The organism is Patescibacteria group bacterium (genome assembly GCA_041649475.1).
Taxonomy (GTDB): Bacteria; Patescibacteriota; Patescibacteriia; order Magasanikbacterales; family GWA2-37-8; genus JBAZNA01.
Window position 1 is genome coordinate 405,500 of sequence record JBAZNA010000001.1, and the last position, 16,290, is coordinate 421,789.

9 protein-coding genes are annotated in these 16,290 nt (G+C 45.1%); all 9 read left to right on the forward strand.

The annotated features are described in order from the left end of the window. Positions 1-28 precede the first annotated feature (28 nt). A complete protein-coding gene (locus WC526_02035; GenBank protein ID MFA5061900.1) occupies positions 29-991 on the forward strand; it encodes an ATP-binding cassette domain-containing protein in 963 nt (320 codons plus the stop codon). Between the two features lies 1 nt (position 992). Further along, positions 993-1,763: an ABC transporter permease gene (locus tag WC526_02040; protein MFA5061901.1), complete on the forward strand. Its 771-nt coding sequence runs from the start codon at positions 993-995 to the stop codon at positions 1,761-1,763. A gap of 4 nt (positions 1,764-1,767) precedes the next feature. Further along, complete coding sequence (locus WC526_02045) at positions 1,768-1,998, forward strand: hypothetical protein (GenBank protein ID MFA5061902.1); 231 nt, start codon at positions 1,768-1,770, stop codon at positions 1,996-1,998. Beyond that, on the forward strand, positions 1,985-2,227 hold the full coding sequence (locus WC526_02050) for a hypothetical protein (protein ID MFA5061903.1): 243 nt from the start codon (positions 1,985-1,987) through the stop codon (positions 2,225-2,227). The genes WC526_02045 and WC526_02050 overlap by 14 nt, the downstream gene beginning before the upstream one ends. A 3-nt stretch (positions 2,228-2,230) precedes the next feature. Then, positions 2,231-2,776: a thymidine kinase gene (locus WC526_02055; GenBank protein ID MFA5061904.1), complete on the forward strand. Its 546-nt coding sequence runs from the start codon at positions 2,231-2,233 to the stop codon at positions 2,774-2,776. 98 nt (positions 2,777-2,874) lie between these two features. Further along, a complete protein-coding gene (locus tag WC526_02060; GenBank protein MFA5061905.1) occupies positions 2,875-5,151 on the forward strand; it encodes a carboxypeptidase-like regulatory domain-containing protein in 2,277 nt (758 codons plus the stop codon). A 6-nt stretch (positions 5,152-5,157) separates the two neighbouring features. Then, positions 5,158-5,520, forward strand: coding sequence for a hypothetical protein (locus tag WC526_02065; protein MFA5061906.1), 363 nt, complete (start codon positions 5,158-5,160; stop codon positions 5,518-5,520). A gap of 78 nt (positions 5,521-5,598) precedes the next feature. Beyond that, positions 5,599-14,145: a hypothetical protein gene (locus WC526_02070; GenBank protein MFA5061907.1), complete on the forward strand. Its 8,547-nt coding sequence runs from the start codon at positions 5,599-5,601 to the stop codon at positions 14,143-14,145. A gap of 1 nt (position 14,146) precedes the next feature. Then, positions 14,147-16,177: a LamG domain-containing protein gene (locus WC526_02075; protein MFA5061908.1), complete on the forward strand. Its 2,031-nt coding sequence runs from the start codon at positions 14,147-14,149 to the stop codon at positions 16,175-16,177. Positions 16,178-16,290 lie beyond the last annotated feature (113 nt).

The following is a 16,290-nucleotide window of genomic DNA, read 5'->3' on the forward strand; positions in this document are numbered from 1 at the left end:
AATTTTTTGCCTGTTTTATAATACCCCCATGCCAATAATTGAAACGAACAATCTGACCAAAAGATATGGTGAATTGGTGGCTGTGGATAACCTAAATTTACAGGTTGAAGAAGGGGAGATATTCGGGCTTTTAGGCCCAAACGGAGCCGGAAAAAGCACCACCTTACTAATGTTAACCACCTTAATCAAACCAACTTCGGGCACGGCCAGTGTCAATGCTTTTGATATTGTCAAAGAGTCCGGCAAGGTGCGAAAATCAATCGGCATTGTGTTTCAGGATCCGAGTTCCGATGACACCTTAACCGGCTACGAAAATCTGAAGCTGCATGGTATGCTTTATGGCATGCCCGCCGCCCACCGCGAAGAAAAAATAAAAGAGGTCTTGGAACTCGTTGATTTGACCGACAGAAAAGATGATACGGTAAAAAAATACTCCGGAGGTATGAGAAGGCGTTTGGAATTGGCGCGCGGGCTGATGCACCATCCGAAAGTTTTGTTTTTGGATGAACCGACCCTTGGCCTTGATCCGCAATCACGCGAGCATCTCTGGCAATACATCCAAAAACTTGCCAAAGAAAAAGGCATGAGCGTGGTTATCACCACCCACTACATGGAAGAAGCGGATTTACTGTGCAACCGATTGGCAATCATTGATCACGGCAAAATTGTGGCGCTGGACACTTCGGCAAATTTAAAATCAATTGTCGGCGGAGATAAAGTTTTGTTAAAAAGTCAAAACCCAAATTTGGACGCGCTCAAACAATTGGATTATGTAAAAAAGGTTGAACAAATAGACGGTCTGGTGTATTTAACGGTTATAAATCCCAATGAACATCTGCCGCAGATTTTGCAGGTAGTAGGCAAGGTTGACTCGGTGGAAGTGCATTCGCCAACTCTAAATGACGTATTTCTGCACTATACTGGCCGGGAAATCAGAGAAGATTCAGCCGAGGGCGGCTGGGCGGAAAGGGTTATGCACTTAAAGAAATAATATGAATGAATTAAGCGGCTTTTTAGCCATCTGGTACAGAGAATTTAAAGTATTTCTACGGGAAAAATCAAGAATTGTTTCGTCTTTGGTGACGCCGGTTCTTTGGCTACTCATTTTCGGCGGCGGGTTGGGATCAAGCGTTGCCGTTTCCGGCACCAGTTATCAGGTGTTTATTTTCCCCGGAATTTTGGCGCAGGCGGTTTTGTTTTCATCGATTTTTTTCGGTGTCTATATTGTCTGGGATAGAAAGATTGATTTTTTAAAAGAGGTCTTGGTGGCGCCGATTTCCCGCACTACAATATTTTTGGGCAAAGTTGTCGGCGGCGCGACTGACTCAATCATTCAATCAATCTTGTTATTAATTTTGGGCGTGATTTTTGGAGCCATAGGATTAATTCCGGGCTTGCATATAAATTTTACCGCCTTTATACTTTCTTTAGTAATTATACTTTTTACCACTGCGTCGTTTACCAGTTTGGGACTGATTATTGGTTCAATGATGGAAAGCCCGGAGGGCTTCCAATTTGTCATGAGCTTCCTGCTCTTGCCGGTTTTCCTTCTTTCCGGCGCTTTATTTCCAATTAATAACTTGCCGGTTTGGCTGGCGCCATTTACCTTCATAAATCCGCTAACCTATGCGGTTGACGCGCTTAGGCATGTCATTTTAGGCGCTTCGCAATTTGGTCTGGCTTTTGACATGGGGATTTTAGTTTTGTTTATGGTTTTGGTGTTTGCCATCGGCACCTATGCCTTTGAAAAAATGAAAGTTTAAAAATATGACAACAAACATCGCACCGGAAAAATTTATCCGTGAATTATTAGACGAAGAAATGATTGAGGTTAATTTTATTAATTTATATATGTCGCTCTTGGATTTGCGTGTGGAGCAGTGTATTGACGCAAAAAAACAAAAAGAATTTAGAAAGGGTATGGAAATACTTCATTCGGATTCGCAGGAGCATAGGCGTATAATTGAAAATATAATCAGACATTATGAAAAAAAATAAAGCCACACAGCTACTAAAATGTTTGTTGGACAAAAAATCCCTTTTGTTTAATCTTAAACAAGGTCTGGAAATGGAATACCAGGCCAGGGATATTTGTAAAGACCTGTTAAAATATTTGAAAAAACCGGATGAAAGAAAAAAAGTCGCGGCTATAGTGGAAGATGAAAAAGAACACATAGCCATTACAAAAAATTTGATAAAAATCGTCCAGAAGCACTATATTAAATAAGTTATGGATCTCACCCTCATTCTCGGCCCGATGAAAAGCGGGAAATCATTTGATCTTATCAGCTATTTTGCGCCGCTAAAATATACCGACATCCCGCACGGCTTGTTTCAGTCAGCCAGAAATTTGCGGGATGAGCATATTTGTTCAAGAAACGGCGTAGTCATTGAAGCCAAAAAAGTTCAGAGTTTAGCGGAAATTTTGGATTCTGATTTAAAAGTAGTCGGCATTGACGAATTGCACATGTTTCAGCCGGAAGATGCGGGGGTCATTGATAAGTTATTGCGCAAAGGGGTCAAGGTGGTTGCTTCCGGGCTGGACACCGATTATAGAGGCAAAATGTTTGATATTATCAGGGCATTTTTGGAACTGGGGCCAAGAGAAGTGAAATACAAACGAGCGGTCTGTGAAATTTGCAAACAACCAATAGCCACTTATTCCCAGGTTCTAAATAAAGGCGTGCCCATAACCGAAGGCATGCCCTCGGTGCTTCCAGACGACGGCACGTTTACTTATGTGCCGGTGTGCCGGAATTGTTTCGTCCAAACATAATAAAAAACTTCTAAAGTTATCCACACAAAATCTTAAAGAAGTGGTGATTTTGTGGTATAATAAAAGCAAATTTAAAGTAGAGGGGTTAAAAATACCCTATGATAAAGGGAGGAAAATTATTAGTAACACTACTACTGGTGGTGGGGACCGCTATTTTTGTTGTATCTCAAGCCAAAGCTTCCATAACCGACGGCACCATTGACCCCAACCATAAATATGCCTGGAGTTCAAAAATTGGCTGGATAAATTTTGGCGCCACCAACGGAAATGTTCGCATAACAGACACAGCCATCACCGGCTATGCCTGGAGCCAGGAATACGGTTGGATAAATTTGAGCCCGACCATGAGCGGGGTAAAAAACACTTCCGAAGGAGTTTTGTCCGGCTACGCCTGGGGTGAAAATATCGGCTGGATAAATTTTGCGGGCATAACAATTAACAGTACCGGAGTTTTTCAAGGCCAGGCCATTGGCGGAGATAATTCCGGAACAATAAATTTTTCTTGCGCGAACTGTTCGGTTGAAACCGATTGGATACCGGCCAGCGCGCGTCCAAATCCAAACCCGCCGGGCGGCACCCCTTTGCCTCCGGGCTCGGGAAATCCACCCACTTCGCCGTTTTCAATAACCATAAATAACGGCAGTCCTTTAACCAATTCCACTACCGTACAAATTATCTTAAAGGGTGGAAATGATTCCAGCTATGTTTTTCTTTCCGATGATCCAGGGTTTATAAACAACACCTATCGTTTGATTTTTATACCCGGCCAGACATCCACCGGTACGCCGTTTGTACTCTCAAACGACAATCCGGGTTTAAAAAATATTTACGCGAAATTTTGTACGCAGTGGGGCCAGTGCAGTGAACTGATTTCAAACTCAATTGTTTTTGCGCCGACGCCAATTGTTCCGCCGGGTCAACAACCGCCACCAACCCAGCCGCCGGGTCAACAACATCCGCCCGCCGGCACAACCAGCACCACGCCCGCCGGCCAGATTTTTCAAGAATTGGGAAATTTGTTAAGTTCAATTCTTTCTGATGTTTTTAGTCCAAAAATGCCGGTTTTCAAGGTGCCGACCATTTCTTTGTCTAAGGTCTACAGCCAACTCAAACTCTGGGTGCCGTATTTGTTCAGGACGCCGTCAATTATCCAGCCGAAAATTCCGATTGAGCGTTTTGTGGCTAAGATTACGCCAATTTCCATGAGAGGCGTGTGGGATTATCTTGACCCCAGACCAATTCACGAATTTGTGTTTGCGCCTTTGCCAAAAGAATTTTTGGCGCTGGAAGCCAAGTTTCCGGCTGTGGAAAAAACATTTAACGATGTCGGCATCAAACGCATGAAGGATGTGGAAAAATTAAAAACTGTGCAGATGTATCTGCCCAGTTTGACCCAGGCAGTAATGCCGGCGGCCAGCGGTACGATGTTGGCAGTTGACATAATGAACCAGATGAAAGGGGTGCCCTTAAGCGAACTGCCGACATATCTGAAAGAAAAAATTCCTTCGGATATAATTTTCGCGCGCACCGGCGGTCAATTGGTTGATTTTAAAGTGGCATTGTCTTTAAATAAATCCGGTAACCCGGAACAAAAAATTTCAACGATTTCCAACAAGCCACTGCACTTAACGATCAGACCGGACAAGCCGGTAAAAAGCGTAGTGGGCTATTTGATGTTTAGATCAGCCAAGGCGCAAGCCAGAACGGAAATGAATTTGAAAGATTTAGTGGCTTCGGCATTTTTTGCGGAGCCGGTTTTCGCCAGCACGCAAGATGTGCCGGTGCCCACCGAAGAGAAATTGGTTTTAATGCAGTTTGATTATCTGCCGGATAAATCCGACCCGGGCCTTTTTACTGCCGATATAATTTCTCCAATACCGGCCGGCGAATATGAAATCGTCACGGTCATGAACTATCAGGACCCGTCTTTTGGCTCAAAAATGGTGCGTTTGATTACCGTGGTTGATCCGGAGGGCTATGTTTTTGAGAAAATAGGGGATAAGGAGTTGCGCATTCCGGGCGCGATTGCCACTTTGTTTTTTTACAATCCGGACACGAAAAATTACCAGCAGTGGCCGGCAAAAGATTTCCAACAGGAAAATCCGCAGGTTACGGGTTTGGCCGGCACTTACTCATACCTCGTTCCGGGCGGGATGTATTATTTAACGGTTTCAGCTCCGGGTTACGAGCCGTATTCAGGCAAACCGTTTTCGGTTGAGAGCGGCTCCGGCGTGCACTTAAATGTTGAACTCAAGACCAAATATTGGTGGTTAAAAAATATTGATTGGAAGACCGCGCTTCTGGTAGCCGTGGCCTTGCTGTTGGCATACAATTTTTACAAAGACAAAAAAAATAAAAATAAACAAACTAATTAATATCGTATGAAGTCAAAAATATTTTGGGGGCTGATCATCTTAATTCTACTCGCGAGTAATGTGTTCTTGGGACTAATGTATTACAACGCGTCCAAAGAGCTTGAAGGCAGCCGGGACACGGTGGCGACACAACGCTACAATGGCCAGGTGCTGAATTTTTTGAAGATGTTTATCAAGCAGGTGATCAAATCCAAGACAGAGATTGATTTTGATACCCGCTTACAACTTGAAAATTCAGTACGTGGCCTTAATGACCCGGAGATTCTGGCGCAATGGCAGAAGTTCGTTAATAGCACTACTCAAGATGAAGCGCAGGCAAATGTTAAAGATTTGCTTGAGTTGTTGGTTGGTAAAATCTATCTCAAATAACTGTGGATAAGTCCCCCCAAAATATCCAAAAGTTAGCGAAAATATGGTATAATAATCAAAGAGAGAATGCTTGTCACTATGGACAACGGAGAGAGGTATAAAAAATTCTCCAAAATATTAACTGGTGCTTCTTTAATAGTGGGCATATTTATGGCCCTCTATTATTTTGTTTATCCAGTTTTAGCCAATCCGCCGGGCAGTCCGTACGCGCCGGGCGCAACGCTTGATCCGGGTTGTTCTCCCGGAGATCCGAATTGCACGGTTTATCCACCGCTTACCACCACCCTTACCACCTCCACCGCCATAACAATGGGCACGAGCACCTTGAATTTTGGCACCAGCACACTGTTTATAGACGCATACAACACCAGAGTCGGCATTGGCACTGCAAACCCGACCTATACCTTGCATGTGGTGGGAAATACAAATTTGGGGGGAGATGTCACCACTACTGGCAATTTATATATTGCCGGAGTTACGAATTTTGGACAGACCGTCATTACCAATCTTAATGTCACTTCTGTCACTTCCACCAATCTGTACATTTCAGGCCTGGCTAGTTTTAACACTATTGCCTCGGGCACCTGGGCCGGCAGTATTATTGCCAATACCCATGGCGGCACCGGACAAAATAGTTCGGGCTGGACAGGGTTTGCCTATGTAAACAATGGCACGTGGACAACTTCTACGATAACAACCGGCACCGTTTCCGGTTTGCCTACTTTCAATGCCGGTACTGCAGGATGGATTCCGTATTATGCCGGTGCGACTTCAACACTGACTCCGACCTCGGCGATTTTTATCGCGGCAGATGGAAAAGTGGGGATAAATTCCACCAGTCCTATAGCGCAGTTCGCCATTAATCAGATGGCAGGCTCTGCCACTGACGCCGCTTTATTTGATGTTTCTTCTTCTACCGGGGGTAGTATGCTTCATGTTTCGGCGAATGGAAATGTTGGGGTTGGAACGGTGAGTCCGGCGGCAAATTTGTCAGTTATTTCAAATTTACGTATTTTCCGTCCTGGTTATGAAACAACAGCTTACGCGGAGTTTATAAGAAATCCTACCGGAGGTTTCATTTATTCAAGTAATGCTTTATATGTCGGCGGGACAAATACTAAAACTTCGCTTGGCGGTGGTTCAATCGGAGGAATTGTCCAGGGTATATTTAATTCCGCGTCCAACCAGACAGCGGTGGATATACCAATCACGTTTTCTCCCGGAAGCGGCACGCCTACAGACATCGCTTTAAATATTAATCCGATTATCAATTGGGGTGGAACTCCGGGCGCGGGTTCGTATGAGGCGCTAAAGATAGCCGTTACAGAAACTTCGCTTCCCACCGGAAATAATTATTTGATAAGAGCTAGCGCGGGTGCGGCCGGAACAACGGATAGATTTGTAGTGACAAATAATGGTTATGTGGGGATTGGGACATCTTCTCCTGTTGGAGCATTATCTCTCGCCTCTGGTCAGGTGTTTGTTCCGGATGGAGCGGCAGCTACTCCATCATATTCTTTTGTTGGTGAACAAAATACTGGTTTTTATCGCCCCACGTCCGGATTATTAACGGTAGCTGTAAGGAATGCCCAGATAGCTGCCTTTAATGGTCAGGCGGGGACGAATTATGGTTTAGTGCTTGGAGGGACAAAATCTCTACAATGGAATGTTGATGATAATCCTGCAACTGGTTATAATGTTGACACGGCTTTGGCAAGAAGCGCGGTTGGAATGCTTGAAATAAATAATAGTAATTCAGGACAGTATAGAGATTTAATCCTAAGAAATTTGTTTGCTACAAGTAGTGTTGGCATCAACAGTTCATCTCCTATCGCCAAATTAGGAGTACAAGGTTCTGTAACCAATGGTAGTTTGCCCCTTTTAGACATCGCCTCTTCCACCGGGACCAGCTTGCTTCGTGTAACATCGGGCGGGAATGTGGGGGTTGGAACGGCGAGTCCTGGGTATAAAATGGATGTTAATTTGGGTTTGTTTGCCAGTAATGATACGTTTGGATATAACATTTATGGAAATGCAGGAAATGCTGTCGGTTATGCGGGTTATAACTTGCAATTAGATAATACAACAGGAAATACTTCCGGTTATGTGAGATTAGCAAGAACACCTAGTACCGCTTACCTAGGGCTGGAAATCGGTTCACAATCACGTGATGGTATAAGGTTTTTAACAAATACAATTACACCTGTTGAGGTAATGCGTATAACAAGTGCTGGCAACGTCGGTATCAACACCACCTCTCCCGCTTGGAAATTATCAGTAGCCGGTGATATCAACACCACCGGCACTTACAGGATAAATGACACACAAATTGCTTTAACTAACTTGGGTGACACTTCGCTTCCTGCACCCGTTGCCAATGACTGTCTAACTTATAACGGTTCTTTCTGGGTGGCTGGCGCGTGCACTTCGCTTTCTGCCGGGCAGAGCGTGGACTATTATATTAATGATCAACTGTCGGCTGTTTCCACAACTCTTCATTTATTAGAAAGAGCACCAATCACAGCAACCGAAGTGAGTGATGTTGTCAGTGTTCCGGCTGGAACTACGACTACGATTGATGCCTATATTTCGTCTTCTACGATAGGCGCGACGCAGGTGGATGCCGGAGCTTGGACATTTTCCGTCTTTGCGTCGTCAACCGGAGGAGCGGGACAGCAGACCATTGTGATAGAGGTCTATACTATTTCTGTTACAGGCACTACTCAATTGTTGTTTAGTGTCAGGACCGCGGATATTACCCAGACCACCCCCACCTTGATTGATGTTGAAACAGTCCAGCCGGCTTTTCAGCTTGCTTCTTCAACCGACAGATTGTATGTGATTTTTAAAGGTTCTAACACTGGGGGGACAGCCCGAAATATTGGTTATACCGAAAATGGCACATCCAGATATACTCATTTTCATACGCCATTATTAACCAGACATAATAATTTAGCAGGAATTCAGGGCGGTTCCACAGCTGATCAGTATTATCATCTCACCGCTGCCGAATACGCGGGCACTGGTTCGGGTATTTTTGTAAAACAAACTTCTCCGACTTTTTTGACTAATATTTCAATTGGCGGTGGCACCGCTACCACAACTATCTATGGCAGCGCAACTTCTACCTTTCCGTATGGCGCGACGTTTGCGACTACAGGAGGAAGTGTGGGGATTGGAACATCAACCCCAACTATGCCTCTGCATGTTTATTCTTCTACGGCAGGAGTTTGGGGAAACCCCACTAATTTAGCAATTTTGGAGCAAGCTAGTGCTGATGCCAACCCTTTCCTCGTCTTAAGAAGAACCAACACTGCTTATAATGACAGTGCGGGCGGCGGAATAACCGTACAAGAAGGAAGACCTGATGGCAGTACACTTGCAACTTTGGGTCAATTAAGGTTTGCTCAAGACGACAACTTTGCCGCAACTCCAAAGACCTCATTTATTTTGAATCTGAACAATGGTAGCGCTTTAACTGAAGTTTTGAGAGTTAAAGGAAATGGAAGTATTGGGATAAATTCTACTTCTCCTATCGCCAAATTAGGAATACAAGGTTCTGTGACTAACGGCAGTTTGCCGCTTCTAGACATCGCCTCTTCCACTGGTTCTAGTTTGCTTCGGGTTTTGGCGAATGGGAATGTAGCTTTGTCTTTGGGGTCATACCTTTGTTTTGATGGAAGCGGCTGTTCGGCGGGCATAAATTATACCGGAGGAGGAGCTATGCAGTTTAATGGCTCTAACATGATATTCTATAGTAGTAATATTGATGTTCAGGGTAATGCAATTTATAACAGTGGTTCTGGAAACGGCGGAGGCATTTATATAAACGATAATGTCGGTATCGGCACCTCCACTCCCGACGCTCGCCTCACGGTTTTGTCCGCCACCATCGCTACCTCCTCTAACGCCCTCACAGTTTACAACGCCAGTTCAACAAAACTTTTTAAAATCGCGGACAGTGGAGATGTTTCTTTTGCCAACGACGGCCTGTATTATGAGGCGTCAAGTTCGGTTTTATACGCAAACAGCATTGAAACCGGCGCGATGAATTTTGATGAAGATGCCGGACAAGTGACATGGGTGAATCTTCCAATCACCACCACCACAGCCGGGTTGGTTGAAAGTTATAGCGCGCAGGTGGGTGATAATAATATATTAACAGTATACGGTGTAACAGATGGCGCCGGTGGAGTTTCACAATTACGCGTTGGCATAAATACCAGCACTCCATTATCTGATTTGGATGTATTTGGCAGTATGGTTTTATCCGGCTCAAACAGATATCTAAACTTCGGCAATACCACCGGCACCACCGGTTATGGTATTTATGATAATGGGGGAGTCATGCAATTTAAAAATTCAAGTGGCGCGTGGACAAATATTTCCACTTCAACTGTTGCCTATGGCACAGCCGGGTATATTCCATATTATGCGACAACCGGTAATGCACTTACCGCCACTTCGGCTGTGTTTATCAAAACAGATGGAAAAGTGGGGATTGGGACGACTTCTCCCAGTGCGAAGTTACAGATTACTCCAAATGCTAATACTACCGTTGGATTGATTGTGCAGGGAGACAATAATCAAACTGCAGATATTCAGCAATGGCAAACCAGTACTGGTACACTCCTGGCGTCAATCATAGGTTCCGGATCTTATCAGGGCGGCTGGCTTTTTTATGGGCTAAATAATTATATAGATGCTTCTAATTACTCTAGGTTAAGGATATCACCTAATGGTAATGAATACCGTTTAATTACTGAATCTGCGGGGAGTGGTACCGCGAGAGATTTAAGTTTGGTAGCAGACACAGGAAGGGCTCTATACTTTGGTGCTAATGGGACAGCTTATCAAGCATACCTAAACGCTCTTGGTAATTTTATTGTTAATGGCGGAAAACTCGGTGTTAGTACCAGTACCCCAATCGCAAAATTAGGAGTGCAAGGTCTAGCCACTGAAGGCAGCTTGCCATTGTTAGACATCGCCTCTTCCACTGGCTCCAGTTTACTGCGAGTAACATCAGGAGGAAATGTGGGGATTGGGACGGCGAGTCCGGATACGACATTACACGTAAATGGAAATATAACATTAGGAACAGGATCAAGTTCAAACGATCATCTTATATTTAACTACATTTCAGGGTTGGGAGAAGATTACGCAAGAATTAGGTTGGGAGCTAGTGGATACGAGCGTGTGAAATTAAGTCTTGGCATTGATCCTTTGGCTACCGGGCGTGGTCTTTTCAAAATAAGTACGGGTGATGGGGGGTCAGCTCCCACTGAAAGATTTAGAATAACCCCGAGTGGCTATATTGGTATAAATAGTTCTACACCAATGGCTCAGCTCGCCGTTCAGGGGTATGCTACTTCCACTCCTCTTTTAGACATCGCCTCTTCCACTGGCTCCAGTTTACTGCGAGTAACATCAGGAGGAAATGTGGGGATTGGAACGGAGAGTCCTTATGCACCCCTTCAAGTGGGAGCAGGCATACCATTGTATTCCACCGGACAACTTGATGTGTGGCAAGCAAGTAAGCCGGTCACTAGTATTGGTAATGTGAATATTTATTCAAATGATTCTGCGACAATAAACACTGGTGGGAGTATTGGTTTTGGTGGAGCCAATGGGAGTAACACGTATGTCTTTGGAAAAGTAGCCGGGCGTTTAGAAAATGCATCAGGTTATGCTGGCTATCTTCAATTTTCAACAACTCTTGCTAGTTCTGAAATTTCGGAAAAAATGAGGATAACAAGTGCTGGTAACGTCGGCATCGGCACCACCAGCCCTTACGCCCGACTAAGCATAACGAGCGCCGGTATAACCAGTTCCACCCTCGCTTTTGCAGTTGACAATGCCAGTTCCACTCAACTGATGAGGATAGATGACGCCGGCAACATTTCTATGGGCGGGGATGGTTTTTATTACGACGCTTCAACCACTGTTTCGCATCTAAACGCCGAGTTTGGCAGTATGAGTTTTGACGAGGATGCGGGCATTGTCTCGTGGATAAATTTGCCGTTCGTTTCCACCACCATACCGCAAGGCACAATAATGTCTTATTCAGCGCAAATTAACAATACAGATATTTTAACAATTTATGGCGAGACCAACGGCTCGGGCGGTTTGCAGAATCCGCGGGTGGGTGTTGGCACCACCACGCCAAATGCAAAGCTTACTATTTATAGTGATACTATAGCCACTTCCTCTAATGCTCTCACCGTTTATAACACTTCCTCCACGCGGTTGTTAAAAGTTGCCGACAGTGGAGATATTAGTTTTGGAAATGCCGATGGTTTGTATTATGAGGCCTCAAGTTCGGTTACATATGTAAACAGTTTGCAAACCGGCCCGCAGAGTTTTGACGAGGACGCGGGCATAGTTTCATGGATCAATTTACCGATTACCACTACCACGGCCGGAATAGTGAACAGCTACAGCGCTCAAATTGCCAGTAATGATATTTTGACAATTTACGGTGAGACCGATGGAAGCGGAGGTATATTAAATACAAAAGTCGGTATCAACAGCAACACTCCGATGGCAACTTTGGCAGTGCAGGGTTACGCCAGCAGTTTGCCAATTTTTGACGTGGCTTCTTCAAGCGGTGCCAGCTTCTTGAGGGTCCTAGCGAATGGAAAAGTGGGGATTGGGACAACGACACCGAGGAATCCATTGGATGTGCGTGCAGTCGGGGGAACTGAAGAAGTTTTGAGAATTGGTGGTGGAAGTACGAACGATACTTATGGTTTCGGCGTGGGAGGTGGGTCACACGCGGCTGGAGGATATTTTGGCTTGTGGCATTTTAGCGCTACTACCAATGATTGGGATACAAACGTATTTTTAGTAACTCCAACAGGTGATTTTTATCCACAGCACAATATACAAATTGCTCCTCCCAGTGGATATACAAATGGAAACAATTTGGGATTATTTCCACAAACAGACGCCACACTAGAAAATGCCGTCTTGAAGTTATACGGTGCAAATGCATTGCAGTTTGATGTGCGACCGTACACAGGTACTTGGGGAACGCAAGTTACTGCTATGTATATAAATGGTGTTGGCAACGTTGGCATCGCTACCACCACACCTTTAGCTAGACTTACTATTGCCGGCGCTACCATCGCCACTTCCTCCAATGCTCTCACTGTCTATAACGCTTCAACCACCCGTTTATTTAAAGTTGCCGATTCCGGTGACATCTCCATGGGTTCTGCGGACGGCTTCTACTATGAGGCATCCACCAGTATTTCATATGTCAATTCTCTACAAACCGGTGGCTTAAATTTTGATGATAATGCCGGTCTGGTAAGCTGGGTGGATATGACCATTGATAACAATGCTACCACTGGCACACCGGAAGGATACACTGCCTCGCTCAACGGCAATCCGATGATACTTGTCTATGGCGACAGCGTCGGTGACGGCACAGTCACCAATATGACTGTCTCCATTGGCACCAGCACCACCAGCACTTACAAGCTATATATAGACGCGGGTGGAAGCGCCAATGCTGGTTTAGGTGTCAACGGTTATATCAAATCATCCGGGTTTATCGCCGGCACCACCACTTTGGACTTGGCCGAAACCTACCCGCTTGATCCGAATTGTTCGGCTCTTGGAAATTGTCCGGCAGTGGGCGATGTGGTTTGCGCGAACGAGAAAAATGTTAATATACAAATTCCGGATCCGTCCAACCCATCTTCAACCATTGATACCGTAAACACTTTGTTTGTCATAGAAAAATGTTCAGCCACTTCAACCGACAACGCGATTGGTGTGGTTTCCGCCAATCCGGGCTTTGTCCTCGGTGGCTATGACTTGAACGATACTTTGAAATCCAAAAATCCGGGTTTGTATCCGTCAACTTATCAGCCGGTGGCCTTGTCCGGACGCGTGCCGGTTAATGTTTCACTGGAAAACGGTCCGATTAAAGCAGGGGACTTGCTTACTTCATCTGTCCAGCCGGGCGTGGCTGTGAAAGCGGTTGAACCGGGTCGTGTGATCGGTGTGGCTTTGGAATCTGCCAGCGCCACCAGCTCTGTGCCGACAATAAAAATGTTTGTCAACCCGCATTGGTCAGTTGGATCGCTCACCGAAGAACAGATCAGTAACGAATTGCCTGACTTCAGTGTACAAGGAATATTAGACAGCTTCACTGTGGCTGTGGAAAATAGTTTACGGAAATTGGGAATGCTGTTAAAGAATGGCGTAGCCACAGTCAAACAATTATTTGCCGATAAAGTGCAGACCAATCAACTGTGCGTTGGCGCTACTTGCGTAAACGAACAGCAATTGCAGGATTTATTAAACAAAACAAATACCCAGCCGGCCGCACCCGTGATTGAGACCCCGACAACAACTGAACCACCAGCTAGTACAACAACCCCTGTCGTTGAGACCCCGACAACAACCCCGCCAGTCACCGAACCTGTCGCGCCGGTCGTTGAGACCCCTCCGACTACAGAACCGGCTCCGCCAACAGAAGTAACTCCGCCACCGACCGAAGTAACTCCGCCACCAGCGGAACCAGCTCCAGTTGTGGTTGAACCCGCTCCAGCACCAGAACCTGCTCCTACTCCAGCCCCGGCCCCAGCTGATACCGGAACAGTAACTCCATAGCATGAAAAAATTATTCACAATTATTTCAATTTTTACCTTCATTCTAGCGATAGGCATAATTTTTGTGGTACTCAAGCCCGCCTCTGCCACAGTTCTCAACACACCTACCGTTAATTCCACCCTATCCAACGGCCTTGTCGGCTGGTGGACAATGGATGGAAAAGATTCCGATGCTGCAGCTTTTTTTGACAAAAGTGGAAGTGGAAATGTAGGAGTAAAAAACGGCGGAGTGGGAAGCGTTTCCGGTCAAATTGGGCAGGCGGCAGGTAGTTTTAATGGATCAAATTATCTTAATGCCGGTAATTCCTCCACTCTTAATCCTTCAATTATTACCATCACGGCGTGGATAAAAATAAAAACCATCGCCGCTAATAATAATACTATTTTAGTAAGAGGAGGCGCCGATTATTCGTTTGAAACAAATAATATCGGTGGTGGAAATGAAACATTGGCATTCTATCTCAACGGTTATAATGCTTTTCGTGGAAATACCGGTCTCACCAGAAATAAATGGAATTTTGTGGCCGTTTCTTATGATCCAAATTTGGCCAGTCAGAATATAAAGTTTTATCTTAATGGTGTTCCGGATGGAACCTCTGTAACCAGCAGTCCCATGGTTTCTACTGCCAATTATATTACTATTGGCGCCCGCGGTGGCGGTGCCGCTAATTTTAATTTGGATGACGTCCGTGTCTACAACCGCGCCCTATCCGCTTCCGAAATCCAGCAATTATATACACAAGGCGGTGGAAAGATAAATACAGCTGATTTGGTTAATGCCCAGCTTCGCAACGGGCTGGTTGGTTGGTGGACAATGGATGGAAAGGATGGTTCAACCGACAAAAGCGGACACAATCTTAATGGAACGAATACGGCGATAACAAAAGTGGCGGGCAAAATCGGCCAGGCGTATAAGTTTGATGGAACGACTTCTGCCGTAACTTTGCCGAGTTTTACCAATACCGCTGTAATCTCACGAACCGCTTGGATTAAAACAACCAGCACCGCTCAACAGGGCGTGTTAGACAATTATTCTAATGGCGCTGGAATATATTTTGGGTTAACCTCCGGAGTGGTATTTGTTTATCAAAATAGTGGGAACCCAACGGGAACAAGTGGAACTAGAACAGTCACTGATGGTAAATGGCATCATATCGCCTTTACTAATGATGGGACAGTATCTTCATTTTATTTAGACGGGATCTTTGATAGATCTACACCGCAAACATTAACAGCGCAGGCAAGCGTTGGCAGTATTGGATATGGCAGCGGTGCCGGCGGTTTTGCCGGCTCATTAGATGATATTAGAGAATATAACCGTGTTTTGTCCGCCACCGAAATTCAAGAACTATACAAACAAGGCGGGGGAAAGATAAACAAAACAGATTTGATCACAGCGCAACTGCGCAACGGGCTTGTTGGTTATTGGACCATGGATGGGAAAGATATTGACGCCGGTTCGGTTTTTGATAAAAGCGGGTTAGGAAATATTGGCACCAGAACTGGTGGCACAAAACTTGTTTCAGGTAAAATTGGGCAGGCGATGAACTTTAATGCTTCTGATACGGGGGTCAGTGTTGCCGGGTCATCAATAACGGGAACAAACGTCAGTCGCTTTGCCTGGATTAAAATTAAAAATACGGACCCTGCTACTTGTGGCGGAGGCCGTTGTGAAATTATAGGTGGAGTAGGATCGCCGTACAGTTTGCTTGAGTGGGATGGAAGTTTGTCGGTTTATGGGTATGGGTTTGACACGCCTGCGTGGGTGAGTGTTGCAACCACCCTGGTCGCCAACAGATGGTATCATGTTGGTTTTACTTATGACGGAACTCGTTTACGGATTTTCAAAAATGGCGTGGATATTGGCGGTAATAATAATGCCCCCGGAGCTATGGCGGCGATGGGATCTTTGTCTGTCGGTTATCTAAGTGGTGTTGGCAGATATTTTAATGGTTCTATTGATGATGTGCGCGCTTACAGTCGCGCCCTGTCCGCCACCGAAGTAATGCAGTTATATAAAATGGGAAAATAATTAGCCGAACAGCATGAAAAAAATAAGTTTTACAATTTTGGGTTTATCCTTTCTCGCCGTTGGCCTATTGTTTTCGCACAGCGTTTTTTCCGCGACCGTGAACACATCGGGGA

What these genes read in the sequence shown, in the direction of transcription:
- WC526_02070 (MFA5061907.1), top strand. Translation starts at nt 5,599, where the DNA reads ATGGACAACGGAGAGAGGTATAAAAAATTCTCCAAAATATTAACTGGT.
- WC526_02075 (MFA5061908.1), top strand. Translation starts at nt 14,147, where the DNA reads ATGAAAAAATTATTCACAATTATTTCAATTTTTACCTTCATTCTAGCG.
- WC526_02045 (MFA5061902.1), top strand. Translation starts at nt 1,768, where the DNA reads ATGACAACAAACATCGCACCGGAAAAATTTATCCGTGAATTATTAGAC.
- WC526_02050 (MFA5061903.1), top strand. Translation starts at nt 1,985, where the DNA reads ATGAAAAAAAATAAAGCCACACAGCTACTAAAATGTTTGTTGGACAAA.
- WC526_02060 (MFA5061905.1), top strand. Translation starts at nt 2,875, where the DNA reads ATGATAAAGGGAGGAAAATTATTAGTAACACTACTACTGGTGGTGGGG.
- WC526_02055 (MFA5061904.1), top strand. Translation starts at nt 2,231, where the DNA reads ATGGATCTCACCCTCATTCTCGGCCCGATGAAAAGCGGGAAATCATTT.
- WC526_02065 (MFA5061906.1), top strand. Translation starts at nt 5,158, where the DNA reads ATGAAGTCAAAAATATTTTGGGGGCTGATCATCTTAATTCTACTCGCG.
- WC526_02035 (MFA5061900.1), top strand. Translation starts at nt 29, where the DNA reads ATGCCAATAATTGAAACGAACAATCTGACCAAAAGATATGGTGAATTG.
- WC526_02040 (MFA5061901.1), top strand. Translation starts at nt 993, where the DNA reads ATGAATGAATTAAGCGGCTTTTTAGCCATCTGGTACAGAGAATTTAAA.